At 36.5% G+C, this 17,544-nt stretch carries 17 protein-coding genes; 2 read left to right on the top strand and 15 right to left on the bottom strand.

The features are described 5' to 3' along the window. Positions 1-17: 17 nt before the first annotated feature. From fliE to ACSLUO_RS13680, 3 genes are all read right to left on the bottom strand, one after another. A complete protein-coding gene (gene fliE, locus ACSLUO_RS13690; RefSeq protein ID WP_448249281.1) occupies positions 18-365 on the bottom strand; it encodes a flagellar hook-basal body complex protein FliE in 348 nt (115 codons plus the stop codon). A gap of 389 nt (positions 366-754) precedes the next feature. After that, entirely contained in the window at positions 755-2,110 is a 1,356-nt protein-coding gene (locus ACSLUO_RS13685; protein ID WP_448249279.1) for a sigma-54-dependent transcriptional regulator, read from the bottom strand. Further along, on the bottom strand, positions 2,103-3,287 hold the full coding sequence (locus ACSLUO_RS13680) for a sensor histidine kinase (RefSeq protein ID WP_448249277.1): 1,185 nt from the start codon (positions 3,285-3,287) through the stop codon (positions 2,103-2,105). Before ACSLUO_RS13680 ends, ACSLUO_RS13685 begins: the two co-directional genes overlap by 8 nt. Positions 3,288-3,564: 277 nt before the next feature. On the opposite strand from ACSLUO_RS13680, the gene ACSLUO_RS13675 reads away from it, so the two are divergent. Then, positions 3,565-3,852: a hypothetical protein gene (locus ACSLUO_RS13675; protein WP_448249275.1), complete on the top strand. Its 288-nt coding sequence runs from the start codon at positions 3,565-3,567 to the stop codon at positions 3,850-3,852. 109 nt (positions 3,853-3,961) lie between these two features. On the opposite strand, the gene ACSLUO_RS13670 is transcribed toward ACSLUO_RS13675, so the two are convergent. Beyond that, positions 3,962-5,425, bottom strand: a complete 1,464-nt coding sequence (locus tag ACSLUO_RS13670; RefSeq protein ID WP_448249273.1) for a sigma-54 dependent transcriptional regulator — start codon at positions 5,423-5,425, stop codon at positions 3,962-3,964. Positions 5,426-5,658: 233 nt separating this feature from the next. On the opposite strand from ACSLUO_RS13670, the gene ACSLUO_RS13665 reads away from it, so the two are divergent. Next, positions 5,659-6,411: a putative porin gene (locus ACSLUO_RS13665; protein WP_448249271.1), complete on the top strand. Its 753-nt coding sequence runs from the start codon at positions 5,659-5,661 to the stop codon at positions 6,409-6,411. A 78-nt stretch (positions 6,412-6,489) separates the two neighbouring features. Here the strand turns inward: ACSLUO_RS13665 and lhgD are convergent, their stop codons facing one another. From lhgD to ACSLUO_RS13610, 11 genes are read right to left on the bottom strand one after another with little or no spacing between them, the layout of a single operon-like run. Continuing rightward, complete coding sequence (lhgD, locus tag ACSLUO_RS13660; RefSeq protein ID WP_448249270.1) at positions 6,490-7,695, bottom strand: L-2-hydroxyglutarate dehydrogenase; 1,206 nt, start codon at positions 7,693-7,695, stop codon at positions 6,490-6,492. 12 nt (positions 7,696-7,707) lie between these two features. After that, the gene (locus tag ACSLUO_RS13655) at positions 7,708-8,469 is read right to left on the bottom strand and encodes a nucleotidyltransferase family protein (RefSeq protein ID WP_448249268.1); all 762 of its coding nucleotides are present in this window, start codon (positions 8,467-8,469) and stop codon (positions 7,708-7,710) included. 19 nt (positions 8,470-8,488) lie between these two features. Beyond that, complete coding sequence (locus tag ACSLUO_RS13650) at positions 8,489-9,973, bottom strand: PfkB family carbohydrate kinase (protein ID WP_448249266.1); 1,485 nt, start codon at positions 9,971-9,973, stop codon at positions 8,489-8,491. A 30-nt stretch (positions 9,974-10,003) separates the two neighbouring features. Next, complete coding sequence (locus tag ACSLUO_RS13645; RefSeq protein WP_448249265.1) at positions 10,004-11,038, bottom strand: alcohol dehydrogenase catalytic domain-containing protein; 1,035 nt, start codon at positions 11,036-11,038, stop codon at positions 10,004-10,006. Positions 11,039-11,040: 2 nt separating this feature from the next. Next, positions 11,041-11,799 (bottom strand): phytanoyl-CoA dioxygenase family protein, encoded by a 759-nt coding sequence (locus ACSLUO_RS13640; protein WP_448249263.1) that lies wholly within the window; start codon positions 11,797-11,799, stop codon positions 11,041-11,043. A 27-nt stretch (positions 11,800-11,826) separates the two neighbouring features. Continuing rightward, entirely contained in the window at positions 11,827-12,693 is an 867-nt protein-coding gene (locus tag ACSLUO_RS13635; protein ID WP_448249261.1) for a phytanoyl-CoA dioxygenase family protein, read from the bottom strand. A 13-nt stretch (positions 12,694-12,706) separates the two neighbouring features. Then, positions 12,707-13,375, bottom strand: coding sequence for a TylF/MycF/NovP-related O-methyltransferase (locus tag ACSLUO_RS13630; protein ID WP_448249259.1), 669 nt, complete (start codon positions 13,373-13,375; stop codon positions 12,707-12,709). Positions 13,376-13,403: 28 nt separating this feature from the next. Then, positions 13,404-14,642, bottom strand: coding sequence for a class I SAM-dependent methyltransferase (locus ACSLUO_RS13625; RefSeq protein WP_448249257.1), 1,239 nt, complete (start codon positions 14,640-14,642; stop codon positions 13,404-13,406). Next, positions 14,632-15,183 carry a WbuC family cupin fold metalloprotein gene (locus ACSLUO_RS13620; protein WP_448249255.1) on the bottom strand — a complete coding sequence of 184 codons (552 nt, stop codon included), beginning with the start codon at positions 15,181-15,183 and terminating at the stop codon, positions 14,632-14,634. The genes ACSLUO_RS13625 and ACSLUO_RS13620 overlap by 11 nt, the downstream gene beginning before the upstream one ends. Beyond that, on the bottom strand, positions 15,183-16,379 hold the full coding sequence (locus ACSLUO_RS13615) for a class I SAM-dependent methyltransferase (protein ID WP_448249253.1): 1,197 nt from the start codon (positions 16,377-16,379) through the stop codon (positions 15,183-15,185). The genes ACSLUO_RS13620 and ACSLUO_RS13615 overlap by 1 nt, the downstream gene beginning before the upstream one ends. A gap of 10 nt (positions 16,380-16,389) precedes the next feature. Next, positions 16,390-17,541 carry a class I SAM-dependent methyltransferase gene (locus tag ACSLUO_RS13610; RefSeq protein WP_448249251.1) on the bottom strand — a complete coding sequence of 384 codons (1,152 nt, stop codon included), beginning with the start codon at positions 17,539-17,541 and terminating at the stop codon, positions 16,390-16,392. Positions 17,542-17,544: the final 3 nt, after the last annotated feature.

The raw sequence follows: 17,544 nt of genomic DNA, 5'->3' as shown, positions 1-17,544 counted from the left end.
TATCTTTCTCCGCTAGCCTAAACAGGCATACTCATGATTTCTTTATATGCTTCAACAAATTTATTACGCACTTGCACGGTAGCGTCAAAAGCGATACCTGATTTAGACGAAGCAATCATGGTATCGGCGAGTGTTACACTGTCATCACCTAATTCAAACGCTTTACGCTTAGCACCCGTATCCATTTGTAATTCATTTACTTTGCCAACCGCATCTTGTAATAACTGGCCGAAGTTACTGCCTGACTTATTGACTGGTTGTATACCTGAAACGTCATGATTTAACGGCGCAATTTGTTGTGATTGTGTTGCTTGCAATGCCATTGATTGCATTTGTGCGTATAAAGAATTGCCTTTGATATCCATGATGAACTCGCTTGTGTCAATTTCTTGTAATTCATTAATTAACTATGATAAAGCAAGCTTAATGCCAAACGAATTAAGTATTTTAACAGTTTGTTTCAAAAGGGATTTTTATAGATATACAGAGGAATAATGATGTAGATATTAAAGCGATATTTTTGACAGTGTATTATTAATAAACAGCAAGCAGATAATAATACCCACTTGCTGTTATAGATTTTACTGCTAGTTTAAACATTTATACCCGCCTTTAACTTTTAGCTTTCCCGCTTCTAGCTTATGGCTTCAGGCTTTCAACCTCATAACTAATAACTTGTCGCTTGCAGCCTCTGACTTTTGGCTTGTGGCTTCTGGCTTCTGGCTTGCAGCTTCTGGCTTATTGCTTCTGGCTTTTAAGCCGGTATTTCAATACCTGACTCACGCATTTTGGCAATTTTATAACGCAATGTTCTTGGGCTGATCCCTAATTTATCAGCAACATCTTTACGACTACCACGACAAGACAATAACGTTTCTAAAATAATTTGATGCTCTTGTTGTTTTAATTCATTGCCTAACAAATCGTTGGTTTCTGGAGCTATGCTTTCGTGCTCTCGTTTATCATCGCCAATAATCGCGCTATCAAACTGTTCAATTAAGATATCACCAGAAGTAATACAGTGTTCACTGTGTAAGATCATTGCACGCTGTACCACATTATCTAATTCTCGGACATTACCCGGCCAGTTATATGCGGTTAATTTATTGCGAGCGTTAACACTCAACTCAGGAATTTGTTCGCCTGATTTTTGACAATAACGTTCAATTAAATGTTTAGTTAACGGTAAAATATCAGCACGACGCTCAGCTAAGGGCAACCAGGTTAATGGAAAAACATTTAAGCGATAGTATAAATCTTCACGAAAAATCCCATCTTGTACCGCTTCTTTTAAATTACGATTACTGGTGGCGATCACCCGAACATCTAAGCTAATCGTTTTACGTCCACCTAAGCGCTCTACTTCTCGCTCTTGTAACACACGCAATATTTTCGCTTGTAAACCTAAATCCATTTCGGTGATTTCATCTAATAAAATAGTACCACCATGCGCTTGTTCAAACTTACCTGGGCATGATTGAATGGCTCCAGTAAAAGCACCTTTTTCATAACCAAACAAGGTTGCTTCGAGCATATTTTCAGGGATAGCGGCACAGTTTATCGCTACAAAGGCTTGCTCTGCCCGTGGTGAATTGGCATGAATGTATTGCGCTAAGACCTCTTTACCTGAACCGCTTGGTCCTAAGACCATCACTGAGGCATCTGTTGTTGCTACTTTTTTTGCAAGCTTTAATAATTCTTTACTGGCAGGATCAGCAACAATAGGGTCTGTTGTTGAACTTGACTGCAAAGGCACATATTGATTGACCATGTTTAACAATACTTCTGGCGCAAACGGCTTCGCCATATAATTACACGCGCCATCTTTGATCGCTTGTACGGCATCATTAATGGTACCGTAAGCTGTCATCATTAAAATTGGCAAATTAGGTAAAGTACTTTTAATACTTTTTAATAACGCTAAACCACTCATGCCTGGCATTTGTACATCAGAGACAACTAAATCAACCGTCGTATGTTTTAGCAATAACAAAGCTGATTCGCCAGAGTCAGCTTCTACACACTGAAAACCGGCCAATAACAAAGTATCAACCAGTGCTTCACGTAAACCTGCGTCGTCTTCAACAACTAATATTTTACTGTTACTCATGTTGATCCTCCAAAGTACTTGATGAATTAACCTTTTCTGTATTGCTGTTTAACTCAGTAGCCTTTAGCTTGGCTGTTGTTAAAGGCAAACGAATTGAAAATTCTGCGCCGCTATTTTCGTCACCTCGATCAGGAGTGGCTAATAAACGAATTTCACCCTGATGTGATTTCACCACAGATTTAACAACCGCTAAGCCTAATCCTGTGCCGTTAATTTTTGAGGTATAAAAGGGTTCAAAAATTTTATCCGCCAGTTCACTATCAATGCCTTTGCCATTATCTTTAATATTGATAAAAACATGCTCATCGTAACAAGCCGTTTCAATGGTAATTACTGCTTGCGTTGGCGTAGCTTGTAACGAATTTTGTACTAAATTTTGTATCGCACCCGATAAAGCGCTTTTATTTCCAATAATTTGACAGTCATGCTGACAAGGTTTAACAATCAGCTCGGCATTCGCTTTTTTTATTAAACCGTCCATACCTTGGCTAACTTCTTGAATTAAAGCATTTATGCTCATTGGCTCAACTAATTGGTCTTTACCACTTTTAGCAAACAACAGCATGTCATTAACTTGGCTTTCAAGATCTTGTAAGCGAGACATTAATTTACTTTGAAAATTTCTTTTTGATTCAATGCTTAAATTAGGAGTCGCTAAATTGGCACCATATAACATAGCGGCAGATAAAGGTGTTCTAATTTGATGTGCTAAAGATGAAACCATACGACCAAGCGATGATAACCGCTGCATCTGGCTTATTTTATCTTGTAACAAACGGGTTTCGGTTAAATCGGTGATAACAATCAATTGGCCCGGTTGATTATCAAGTGGCGATATTTCAAGTTTTACACGTCTACCATCTTTTAATGACACTTCATGCCAATCATCGGCACGAGGTTTGAATGAACGTTTAATAACGTCAAACCAAGCTTGCCCCATGATAGGCTCGTCTAAAAAACTACGTGCCACTTTATTCACCTTAACAACAATACCGTTGCCATCGAGAATAACTAACCCCGTGGGCATAGCTTCAATTACTTGTTTTTGTTGATAACATTGCTGGCGTAGTTCAGCTAATTCACCAGGATAAGTTTCAAACGATAACTTATCTTGCTGACTTGACCAAAAGTCTTGCTGTTGATGTTCTTCTGCTGTGGCGTTAAAAGCGAATGTCATAATTTTTACTCAAAAACATTTTTCCTGAATAAAGCATTTTGTATGCCATACAACTTTTATTTATATTTTTCAGTTAATTAGAGGATAAATATAATGAATGTCAATAGTTTGGCTCTTTAATCTAGAATAACTAAACTTAGGGTAATACTTAGGCAAACATTATCGACAAACAACAAAATAAAATGTTACTTATCATACAGTTAATAATTTTGGCGTAAGATGTGCTGTAGCTAGTACTGTAACAACATGCTGAAAATATTAAAGAGGAGTTATCACTATGTTAGTACTAAGTGGTTTTGCAGAGTCAATGCGTGATCAAAACGACATTGTTAAAGGTAATAAATATGAATTTAATCTATTTTGTCAAAATGAAAATTTAGACGAACAATTAACATCTATTGAAGAATATATGAACAACAAAGGCTGGGATAATATTGTTATTAACCAACAAGAGTTGCTCGAAGATGTTTCTGATATTAATCATGAGGTATTGTTAGACGCTTATCAATTAGCGATAACAGAAGGTATATCGGGTGTGGTTAATAAAAATCCGATTGCTGCTTAAACGTTCATGTTTATGCCGCTTTCATTAAAAACGTAAATTATTTCAAAGGTTAGACAAAATATTTACGTTTTTAATGCCTATTTATCACATGTAAGCGGTTAATTAAGCGTTATTTTTGCAGATCGTACTTTTTCATTTTTTCAACTAAGGTTGTTCTTCTCATGCCTAATAACTCAGCTGAGCGGGCAACAACGCCATCACTTTTACTTAATGCTTGATTGATCAGCGACACTTCTAAATCGGCAAGGTATTCTTTTAAATTAATGCCTTCATCTGGCAAGCTATCATGCGCTACAGTAGCGCCGTCATTACCATAGTCACTATCACTTTCATCGTAGTCATCATAATCAAAACCGGCAAATAGCTCGTTAATCGCTTCCCTTTCTTGTAATTCTTCAGGATATTCCGGCTGGTATTCTTCAATATCAATATGGCGATATTTCGCTGGCAATTCGCTAACATCAACGACTTGCTCACCATACATAATAATCATCCGCTCAATTAAATTTGATAGTTCTCGCACATTACCAGACCATGGATGCTCCATTAAAGAAGCGATTGCGCGATCGGTAAAACGAACAGATTTACTTTGCTCATGCTCAAAGCGCGTCATCAGTTCTTTGATCAATAAGGGGATATCTTCTTTGCGTTCACGTAGCGCTGGCGTTTCAATAGGAAAAACATTCAAGCGATAATAAAGATCTTCACGAAAATCATTATTTTTTATCATTTCTTCAAGATGCTGATGTGTCGCTGCTACAATTCGCACATTCGCTTTAATGCTTTTAGCACCACCTACACGTTCAAACGTGCGCTCTTGTAATACTCGTAATAATTTTACTTGCATTGGTTGGGGCATATCACCAATTTCATCAAGAAACAGGGTACCACCTTCGGCTAATTCAAAACGACCTTTACGGGTAGAAATAGCGCCAGTAAAAGCGCCCTTTTCATGGCCGAATAATTCACTTTCTAATAATTCTCCCGGAATAGCACCACAGTTAACTGGTACAAACGGCGCTTTAGCCCGCTCCGATAAATTATGAATATTACGCGCCACGACTTCTTTACCTGTACCCGACTCACCTAAAATTAAAACATTGGCTGCGGTTGAGGCAACTTGCTCAATTAAAAAGCGCACCTGTTGCATAGGTTCACTAATACCAACTAAAGAACGAAATAATGGATTATGACCTGGGCCACGACCTGACTTTAATGGCAATTTATTATGATATTGGTGGCAATGGTGAATTAACTCGGTCAGTTTGGCGTAATTTAACGGCACCGATAAATTACCAATAACATTAATGGTTTCAGCAAACTGACTATGATCTAAACAATCGTGAGTAATAAATGGCGTTTGCGGTTGCTGTTTAATAAAACCTCTGACTTCTTCGCCGATATCGCCGGTAATGATGACGGTTAATATTGGCGCAGCCTCGGCGTAAAACTCATTAAGCTGTTCTTCGGTGCAGGCAATATAATGTTCGCCAACAAAAGAAAGTACCGTTTCTAATTGCTGACGTCTGAGGGGATCGTTATCAACAACCAGTATATTCTTATGACCTTGCATCGCATATTTCTAATTTATTCTAATAATAACTACATCTTAGCTAGCCACCCAAAATAATCAACAATAAATTGACACTAGGCGTCATAAAAATGACCTTGTAAAAAACACTATCTCAGCAGGGCAAATTATTTTACAATACGAACTCTGTAAGCAATTGATTATTAATATTAATTAATGAATTTTTTGTTACAAAACATGTCATGGAACATTTAATAAACAATGGAATATTTAAAATGAAAAAACTGACTCTTATCTCCTCTTCTATTTTACTAAGCCTAACAAGTTTAAGTATTAGCACCTTGGCACAAGCGAATACCTTTCAGCAAGAAGCTGAGCTCGGTTATATGCACACCGACAATATTGATATCTTAATGGCGGGCTTTACTCATCACTTCGAGCAACAATCGGTGAATAAAGGTCCTTGGGCTGAAGCAGCCTTTCTAAATAAGTCATCTTTTATTGGTGGTGCCCTCACCTACTTAGATGCGAATGACAGCGACACTGCTTATTCAGTATTTGGTCAAGGTATGCTTAATGAGACTTACTACCTTAATGGCCTGTATACCACAACTGACAACGTTAACGTGTTTGGCATTGGTGGTGGTGCTTATTTAACACCTAACAGTGCCATCTATTTAAATTATCAAAATAATGATATTGATGATGGCGACTCAACTTACAACCTAACATTAGGTTATAAGTTAATCGCTAATTTAAGCAATAATAATTTTATCAGCTTTAATGCTGAAATAAGCGATGATGATGGTGAGTTTAACAGTTATAGCGCCAACGCTGATTATTATTTCTCTCCTAAAACCTATCTGGGTTTAGGTGTTGCTTATAACGACTATGATGAAAACGGTAGCCATACAGACTTTGAAGTGTCTGCCGGTCACTTTTTTAATAATCAAGTAGGAGTCGATTTATCTTATGTGAATGGTGATGGTGATAATTTAACTACTGTTAGTGCCGTTTTCCGTTTTTAGTTTTCCGTTTTTAGTTTTTAGTTATTACATTATCAATAGCTAACATTAAAACACCAAGGGGGCTTTATTAGCCCCTTTTTATGTGAGGTAATTATTTACTACATGTTTAGCAAAAGGAAAACTACTGGTCCATGCCGGCGATACCGCATTTAAAATATGAATGCTGTGCTCATCACTTTCAATAATAAAGTCTTGCTCTAGTGTCATGGTTTTAGTGTTGAGTAATTGGGCTCTGATCCCTGGTTTTGTCCACTGAGTAAATTTGGTTGTATCAATATTATGCAGCATATTTCCCGCAAGCTTAGTAAAGTGTTCACGGTTATATTTTTTCAGCTCTTCAAAAGCTAACGTGCGAAAATTAAAATGGTCGCCAAAAAACAAACGCATTTCATAACTTAAAATTTCCACCATTTCTTGCCATTGAAAGTTGGCTAAGCCTTGGTAGTTTTCTCGCCACAATGCCGGAATGGCCGTTGGTCCGATTTTTATTTGCTGATCAACAGTAACCGTATAATGAACACCTAAAAAAGGGTTATTTAAATTAGGTACCGGATAAATATTGGTGCTGATCGGTTTATCTTGTCCTTGATATTTAAGGTAAATACCTTTAAACGGAATAATAACGTTATGCTCAGAAAAACCAAACTGTTTGGCAATTTTATCGGCATACAGGCCAGCACAATTAATAATAGTATTAGCTTCAATTATTTGCTGATCAGTCGTCAATATTCGATTATTAGCTAAGCAACGTTGAAAACCACAATGATATTGAATTTTCACGCCTAAATTAACTAATTCATTAGCAATATGATTAGTTACATCACTAGGGTTTGCACTGGCAGTATTCGGTGAATATAACGCGACTTGGCTAGTTTTTGCATTTGGCTCTATCGCTGAGGCTTGCTGTTCATCAACCACATTGACCTCAACACCATTGGCAAGCGCTCGTTTTTCAAGCTCATAAATACCGGCGATATCCGCTTCACTTTGCGCCACCACCAACTTGCCACATTGATTAACCTTGATACCATTATCAAGGCAATACTTGGTTAATTCGCGATTACCTTGGCAGGTGAGTTTTGCTTTTAATGAATCGGCCGGATAATAAAAACCCGCATGAATAACACCGCTATTACGACCACTACCATGCTCCACACTGGAAGGCTCTTTATCGATAATTAACATAGTCGCCTTGGGCTTTTGTTGTTTCAGCTCGCGCGCAATAGTTAACCCAATAATACCCGCGCCAATAATTAAAAAATCGGCCTGTAATGCTTGTGTCATAGTAAGCCTTATTTAATCACTTTTGCGATTAAGCGAAGCCACATACTGTTCAGCAATTGCCAAACTTTCGGGATTACCGATATCACGTAAATAGCCATCATTTAACCAAGTATTCATTTTACCTAATAGCTTTGGCATTAGGTCATAACTAATATCCGTACCTTGGAGAGATAATTGCTCTATAAAGGTTGCCAGTGTTTTATCGAACAAATAAATAGCGGCATTCGCTAAGTTTGTTGGTGGCTTTTCTATTTTTTCAAAAAACTCGAGCAAGCGTTGCTGCTCGTCTAACGTGACGACACCACAACTTTTAGGGTTATCTGACTCAAACAACATCATGGTACCTAAACAATTTTTAGGGCGCTGATGAAAACGTTCAAAAAACGTAGGCCAACTCGCAAAACATAAGTTATCAGCATGAGCAATTAACAAATTTTCATCTTGCCAATAAGACTTCGTCGCTTTTAGGGTACCTAAAGTGCCTAACAGTTCCGGCTCATGAAAAATGGTCACTTGCTCTCGAAATGCTGAGTTTTCAATAAATTCAGCGACTTTTTCGGCTAAATAGTGACTATTAATAATAAACTTGGTAATACCTATATGGGTTAATTGCTCCAACCAAATCTGTAATAACGGTTTGCCGTTAATTGGTACTAAACACTTAGGGATGGTGTCGGTTATCGGTCGTAAGCGGGTACCAAAACCCGCAGATAAAAGTAATGCGGTAGTAATGTTGGCTGGCTTATTTACCGAGTTTTTGACTGTTGAGTGCATTGTTTTACTCATTAACTTTTTAAGATAATAATCGCAAGGCAGCTTTTAATTCTTGATGACTCAGTGGTTGATTACCCACTTTTGACACCTGACATGCTGCTGCAACAGAGCCTATTAATGAAGAAAGCCACAAATTTCCACCACTGACTAACGACATCGCAGTGGCCGCTAACATACAATCACCAGCGCCAGCCGGATCCACGGCATTCATTGCAAGCGCAGGGATTTTATCATTTTGCCAATGATGAATTTTTCCACTATCAACCATGTGTAATAATGCCCCTTCATCAGCCAAGGTGACAATAATATTGGGGCATTTCATTTTTTGATGAAGTTTATCTGCTAATATCACCAAACCATCACGCGGGTTATTTAAAGCAACTCTCACTTCACGCTCGGTTGGCGTGATCAGATCAACATGTTTAAAACGTGAAATATCCCCCACCTGTGATGATGTTTGACTATCAGCTGCAATCATCACTTTCTTTTCATTACAGAGCTCAACAACAGCATCAACTAACGGCTGGGGTAATACGCCGTAGTTAAAGTCTGAAAATATTACCAGATCAATATGATCTATCTCGCTTGCTAACTTGCACATGATAGCTTCTTGAATATCAGTACCAATATCATGTTCACGAAAATCATTTACGCGTAATAAAGTTTTATTACCCACACGATAACGACGTTTTTGTGTAGTTGGCCTAGTATCATCAACAAAAGTGCGCGCATCAAGTTGATATTCACGCATTTTGTCATAACTATAGATGGCTGCGTCATCGTCACCTAACACGGTATAAAACGAAACGCTCTTCGCACCAAGCGCTTTTGCATGGGCTGAAGTAATACCTGCGCCACCTAAAAATAATTTTTTTTCATCTGGCGTTACAACAATGGTTGGGTCTTCTTGCGACATACCAACTGCATTACACTGCATATATTCATCAACAATGGTATCGCCTATCACCAAGACTCGTAATGCTGAAAAATTATCAATTAAACTATCAATATGGGCTCGAGTGATATCATGGCGCTTCATGTAATCCGCTAAAATTTCGGTATTTAACACCAATTGATGTTGACGTTGATGAAAAACTGAAGCTGAGCTTTGATGGGTGTAACCAGAACTAAAAATAAGCTTACCACCGCATTGCTCAATGGTGGACTTTTCTGGGTTAACCTTATCTTCATATTCCTTGCCTTTCACAACCATATTAGGTTTCAACTGCTGAATAAGCTCCATGGCAGATAAGCTATTTAAAAAACAATGATCAACAAATTCTAGCGAAGCGACAATATCGGAGCGATGCACTTCGTCGTTATAATTTGTTTGTGCTAATAACGCGTCAGCATTAACACCAACAATCAGGGTATCGCCACATTCTTTGGCAAAACGTAACAGTCGAATATGGCCTGGATGGAGAATATTAAAGTCGCCAGTTACTAGCACTAACTTACCCAGTTTAGCTCGGGTTTGTGTTAATTCTTCCAATGAAATTAGCATGGCGTATCTTCTCTTGGGCTATTTACCCAATTAACTAAGTTTAATTAATGCTCGAATGATTTTTCGCTCGGCTAAATCATCTAAGGCGATATTTATTTGCTCTAAACTATATTCATTTGATAACAGTTTTTCTACTGGTAATTGATATTTATTAATAATATCAACAAGAATGGGGATATCTTGATCAGGTTTTGAAGCGCCGCCCCAACTCCCTTGAATATGTTTACCGCAAATGAGCTCAAAAGGATCTAATGCGATTTTTTCGCCACTTTTTGGATGAGAAGCAAAAATACATTGGCCGCCACCGCGTTTAATAAGCGAAAAAGCCGTTTCAATGGTGTCTACTTGACCCGCGGCTTCAACGGCATAATCAACCCCATTGGGAAACTCAGCAAAAAACTGGGCAATACCCGCACCATTAGCTAAGTAAGTATGGGTTGCCCCTAATTCTTTGGCTAGGGCTAATTTATTTTCTTCCACATCAAACGCAATCACTTGCTTGGGCGAAAAGTGATTTAACGCCAATAAAGCACTTAAACCTATACCACCTAAACCAAAAACAACCACCGAGCTTCCAGCCTCTGGTTGTAATTGATTTAACACAATACCTGCTCCCGTGGGCAAGGCGCAGCCCAATAACACCGCTGTTTTTTGATTAAAATTGTTAGGTAAGGTCACTAAACGGTTTTCGGAGACAACGGCATAGTTTGAAAAAGTCGTGACTGCACCAGCATTTATTGAACGTTGACCTTGCTGATAAACGCTGCCACCGGCATCAAGGCCTTCACCTTTAATCCAACCTAAAACAACCTGCTCCCCCACCGCTACTTTATTAACCGCAGCGCCAAGTTCAACAACTTCACCAACCCCTTCATGGCCTAGCATGTGCGGTAAATACTTATCTTCACCACGACCACCTCGTGATTCCATTAATTGACTATGACAAAGACCGGCATAATGTATTTTAACCAATACTTGCCCTGCTTTTAGTTGAGGAGTTTCAATATCATGGTAAATAGCTAACGGTTGATTAATTTGTTCTAAAATAGCGGCAGAAATTTTCATAGTTAAGTCTCAGGAATTAATAACGTAGCTTCTAAACTCACGCGAGTTTGATCAGAATGATTAACCATACCACGGTGAATTAAATCATCATGAAAAACAATAAAATCTCCTGACTGCATTGGTACATTTAGGATATCTAACTGAGAAATATCTTCATCAAACTTTGGTTTTGCAATACCGGTGTGATCCACTTCACCATGATATTGCCAGTCATGTTTTAAATGCGACCCAGGAATAACACACAAACCACTTTTACCTTTAACCACATCAATAGCCAACCATATTTTTAAGCGTCGCATGCCTTCGGGCATTTCGCCATGACCTAAATCCCAAAACCAGCGATCAGCATGAAAATCACCAATATCACTTCCCCCTGGGCGAACTATTCGCCAATACATTTCTTGCCAGCCGCAACCTTCTTCGGTAGCTACAGCTTTAATATTTAATTGCTGCTTAAGCGCTTGAAAAAAAGGAAGTTGAGTGACTGTTTCAAAGGCGTTAGGCCCTAAAATGCGTGCTGATTTAGGCCATAATTTCTTATGTTCGATTGATTCGCTTATCAAGTGATATCTATTCATAGGTAAAATATCGAGTTCAAATGAATGTTTTTTATATTCATTTAATATTCTAGCGCTATATTGCTTTTCAATTAAGCTTTTAATGGTATTCAATTCTTCGCTAGACATTCCCGAAACAAAATATCCCTGCTTTCCATTTAAAAATTCCATTAAATGATTATTCAATTTTATATCAACTTGCATATCTTAAACTCAAATAATAAGAATAAACTACTTTAAAGCTTTAGCTAACCACTTAGCTTTTTCTTGTGATTTTAGTGCACTATCAACAACGTTAAAACCAAACTTTTCGCCTATATTCGGTCTGCTTTCGGCTAATTCATAACGGAAATCAAGCGACCACCTCACATCATCAGATATATTTTGACAAGCACCATGAGGAACTAAGTGATCAAAAACTAACAAATCTCCTCTATTTAAAGGGATGGGTTGTAAATTATGATGGGATAAGTCATCCGGCGATAAGCCAAAATACCCGGTATTTTTATAATCATAATCAAAAGCATCAAATAATTTATTACCAAACTCTGTTCGTGAAATTACCTGCATAGCACCATTATTTTCATTAACATCATGAAGTGGAAACCAAAATGTCACTAACTTATGGTTTGGGATCATTTCAGACTGATCTCCCTCACCATAATCGAGTAACCAATACTGTGAATCTTGATGAATTGGTGTTTCAGTTCTTTTATCATTAGGTAATTGGCATCTAGCGTTAAATATGCCATGCATTGACAGTTTTTTTTGCGAGAGTAATTTTTGAGCAAGTTGAACAAAGACCTCATTATTCATTAATTCAAACATAGCATCATTAATTAAATATTTATTAGGTCTGCGTCGAAAGTTAACAAAACCAGCTTTTTTCCATAATTCTAAAAAGTTTTTTTTAGCTCCTAGCTTTAATAACATTTCATCAATATAAAAACCGTTTTTCTGCCAGTCTAACAACATTTCACTAACCCAAGTATCAACAATTTCATCTACTTGATATAACAAATCATCATTTAAAACATTTTTAAGTACTAAATAGCCATGGGCTTGAAAAAATTCAAATTGCTTTTCAGTTAACTGCATTCAACTCAAACCTCTATTTCAGATGTAATAAATATGCTTTACTAAAGCCGTTATAAGAGCAATATTCCGTGGCTCCAACCCTTGAGGAATCGGCTATCCATTCATCAAAAGCTTTACGTTGGCCATGTTTAGGGGATCCTTTATAACACCAGTAATCATCAAGTAATAACCAAGTTCCTGTTTCAACAATACTATCTAAAAATTGAAAAACATCACATGATGATGAATAAAGGTCACAATCCACATGCGCCAATAAGCATGGCCCTTTATCGTTAAGTTGAGTCTTGTCAAATACGGGTAGTGTTTTATTATAAAAACCTTCTACTAAGGATAAAGATTCTGACGTTAATCCCCCTGTGCTTGCTAAAATATTTTTCTCAACAAAATCAACCGATCCTGACTTAAAATTACCTTGATGAAAGATTGGCATTAAATCTAAAGACAATTGATCTTGTTCTGATAGCTCAGGTAAGCCTTCAAAAGAATCAAAACCATACATATGAGTTAAACGCCCACGTAAAATATTATATGTCTCAATTAATGAGCCTCCATTTAAAACACCAAATTCCATAATATAGCCATCAGGGATATTAGATGAATACATAAAAGCTCGAATGAACTGCAACAAACTAACTCTAGAAGTTAATCCACCAGATACTGTTGAATGAAATCTTGGTTCCATAGTTCTCTCTTTTTAATAATATTTAATTTTATTTTTGAACAACTTCTACATTAGGAATAATTTTTACAAAACTACCACCACTAAGCAGGTGTCGTTTATTTTTATTAATAAACATATCCGCAAATCGCCAAGGTAAAATAACAATACATGCTTGAGAATCATTATTTAGTTTGTTTGATGAATAAACTGGAATTCTATATTCGGGACTAAATGTATTATGTTTTATAGGGTTATCATCGACTAAGTAGGTTAGGTATTCAGCAATGCCTAATACCGAAATAACAGTTGTTACCGTTGCCGATGCTCCAAAGCCAACCACTTTTTTACCTTCTGCAACTAATTGTTTTAGTTCTTGCTGAACATCCTTTTTTAAGGAGTGAATACGTTGCATGTACTCGTGATAGGTTTCTAACCGAAACAGTCCGAATGCTTTCTCTTTTTCGATAAAAGTATTTACTGAATGATTAATGTGTCGAACGTGATTTTTAAAGCCCGCATAAACTCTAATTGAACCACCTTTACTCGCTATTTTTTCAACATGAAATAACGCCAAACCAATCGAGTCAAAAAAATGTTGAAAAGTCGTTACCGAAAAGTATGATAGATGTTCATGATAAATATTATCAAAAACAAAATTTTCTATCAGGCTATAGTGATAGCCTGTCTCTACTATCCAAACACCATCTTCTTCTAGCAATGAAACAACATTATTAGCAAAGCTTAAAATATCATCTACATTAGCAAAAACATTATTTGAAGTTACAAGATTAAACTTACCAACTTCGCCATTGATCTGCTCTACAATATCTGAATTTAAGTAACTATTATAAGTTTGAATACCATACTCATTAAGGGAATGTGCTATTTGAACAGAAGGTTCAATACCAAAAACTTGGCAATTCAAAGCCTCAAAATGTTTAAGTAACATGCCATCATTACAGCCAATGTCTAACACTTTACTTTGTGATGTTAATGACAAATATTGTGCGCTTGATTCGGCATACTGTTTAAAGTGGGAATCTAAACCAGGTGAGGAAGTTGAAACATAAATATAATTATCATAAATGGCCGATGCATCAACCACATATTCAAGTTGTAATAGCCCGCATTCGTGACAAAGAAGACAAGCTAAAGGATATACTCCTTCATTATCCTGCTCTTTAAAATAATCATCAGCAATGCCCGTGTGATTAAAATCAATAACTTTATTCAAATGCTGACTATGACAAGCTCGACAAGATTCTAATTTTTTTAAATTAACGGTCATATTTTAATACTCGTTGTAATTCTTCTTGGCAGTTTAATAAAAATGCTTTCACATTTTCCACATCACCTTCCTTGGGTGCAAAGGTGCTTTCAACCATATTACTTCGTTCGAAAGGACCTAAGACAGCTTCCTTAAATAGAAACTCATCACTTAAAATATATAATGAATGAAAAACTCCTTTTGGCGTTCTAACATAAGAGGCTCCTTCATTTTCATCAACATTTAAATAAATAACGCGTGTAACATTACCACCCTCATCATAAAAAAACATAGCTCCTTCACCTTTTATTAAAGTTAACGATTCATCGCTATTAGAGTGAGCATGGGGTGGAACATAATTACCTTTACTATGCATAATGAACATTTCATGCAATACAGCACCTGCTGATTGATGCGTACAAATTCGGCACCTCTTGCGGTTATTGTTAGCGGCTTGTTTACTTAAAAATAAAAAATGCTTATCGGTAATACTAGCAGCCTCATCAGATAAATAAAAAACTTCATCATTAATTTTAACTAACTCTTTTGTCAATTCTTTCATTAGGTTAAGCACTTAATTTCATTGATAATATTGACAGGTGAATGCGCTGAAACAATTTTAACCTCATTAAAACATCTCGCTAAAATATGTTGGCTCACAATCGCGTCATTTTCATGATTAACCGACAAAATAAACAGATATTTTTTATCTTGCGGCAATGACGCTAAACTTTGAATTGCAAGCTCACTTGCCGACATAAACAAGCCTTGTTTTTCTTTTTGATCATCAATAATTAAATCAATCTCCCCCGAAAGTGACAAGCCATGATAAATCATCGATGAACGACAACCTGAACCATAAAGTGCTATTTCATAACCCTGTTTTTTATAATGTAATATTTTAGCTTTTAATAATGTTTTATATTCATTAACGAGTGACTCATAACCAAGGTATAAACTAATATCTTCTGATGAGTTAATACTAAAACTTTTAGTATGACTCTCTTTTACCGCCAACATAAAAACAGCTTCACCACTAAATTGATAAGTAGCTTGCTCAACAACTTTAAAACCCGTCCCTTGTAATGCTACTTTTAGACTACTTGGCGTAAAATAGTTAACGTGCTCTTCCCACAAACAACTAACATCGCCAGTTTTTAAAGCAATTTCAGTATTGGGTACTTCAATGCCAATATATCCGCCGATATCAAGCAACTGATTAACCGAAACTAAAAAACTTTCCACATTGGGAATATGCTCCATTACTTGACGTGCAAACAAAACATCAACTTTTCGCCCAGATAATTCATTAACAATCGCTTGATCAAAAAATTTATTGATAACCTCAAAGCCTTTATCTCGAGCAAGCGCTGACGTAACTTTATTAGGCTCAATACCTATGCATTTAAAATCACCATATTGGGCAATTTTTGATAAAAACAAACCATCATTACAACCAACTTCAACAATAGTTCCCGATGATAAATAGCGTGTTAACTTATGGCATTCATCTTCTATATGAGGCTGTTTTTTCCAAGAGCTAAAACAAAAATTATATTCTGAATAAAGTATCTTAGGATCAATAACTTCTGCTAATTGCCCCATCCCACAAGCATCACAAACTAAAAGTGACATAGGGTGTTTTTGTCGTGCTAATGCTTGTTCTTTAGTTGTTGAAAATTCATGAGCAATCGGCGTTTCACCTAAATCAATAACATTTATTAATGATGTTTTTTTACATAATCCACATTTGTGCATGCTAACCTACTTAGAATTTTATTGTTTTAACGACACTCATATACTGTTGACCACGTCCCCAAAAAGACTCAAAACTAGCAAAATCAACCTGTTCAATTTTTTGACCTGATAATACTTGCTCTATACCCTTTAAATAATCTGTTATTGCCCCGGCTGTTTGTAAGTTACATTGTTCAAAGATATCTTTTAGCTCAAGCAAGTTACCTGCCAAAACAGACCACTGTTCGCGATTATTGCCTAAACAAAAATCATGGTGTTGATCATAAATATTCGTAATTAAGGCTATCACTTTGGTTTGAATTGTGATCTCTTCTTGATGATTGAATTCATTATTATTAAGAAAAGAAAGTTCAACAGCTCGATATTGTTGCTGCATAAGAGTTAAGGTTTGGTTGTTGTTGCTAATTAATTCTTTGTACCAGCGCCAATCTTGATAAAAATTAGGACTACTTCCCATAATTTCAAAGTTATCCTTAAGTTCATTGGCGGCATCAGCTATAGAGAATTGATAATTTTTTCCCCAAGGATGAATAATACTATCCAAAACCCAATCTTCGGTATGACGACTAACATACTGTAAATGAGCAAGGTGTCGTTCAAAAAATAAACACAACTTTTTTAGCTTTTCAGCTTCATTATCAGCCGTAAAAAATGGCAACAACATTCTACGCATAATTTCAGCCAATAAAGAAACGTAAGTTGCTGTTGTTATGACTAAAACACCACCTGGTTTAACAAATTGGGCTACCTTAGCAAGTAGCTTTTGCGGCTCATCCTGACCAGGCAGTAAACCTTCACACAGTACAACATCATATCTACGATCGTCTTGATATTCCTGAATTAACACATGTTCAATTTCAATAATAGTAGATGGATGAAATTCGCCTTTGGCCATTCTTTCACTAATGTAATCAAAACCAGATTGAGATCCTTCAACTAACTTATAATATTTAGGTTTTAAAAAACTGGTCAATAAAGCATTATCACCAGAACCTGGACCAAACTCTAAAATACTTTTACCTTCAATTAATGCTGGTGCAAGACCCAATTGACGGTATAAATTAATTCTACGATTAAAGTGTTTTATTCGGTCGTCGTTATCTATTTTTTGTCTTACTGGTACTACGCCCTGTTCATTATAAAATGAGATAAAATTATCCATATT

The sequence above is a fragment of the Thalassotalea agariperforans genome (assembly GCF_053470345.1).
This window is presented reverse-complemented; position numbering and strand designations above follow the sequence as displayed.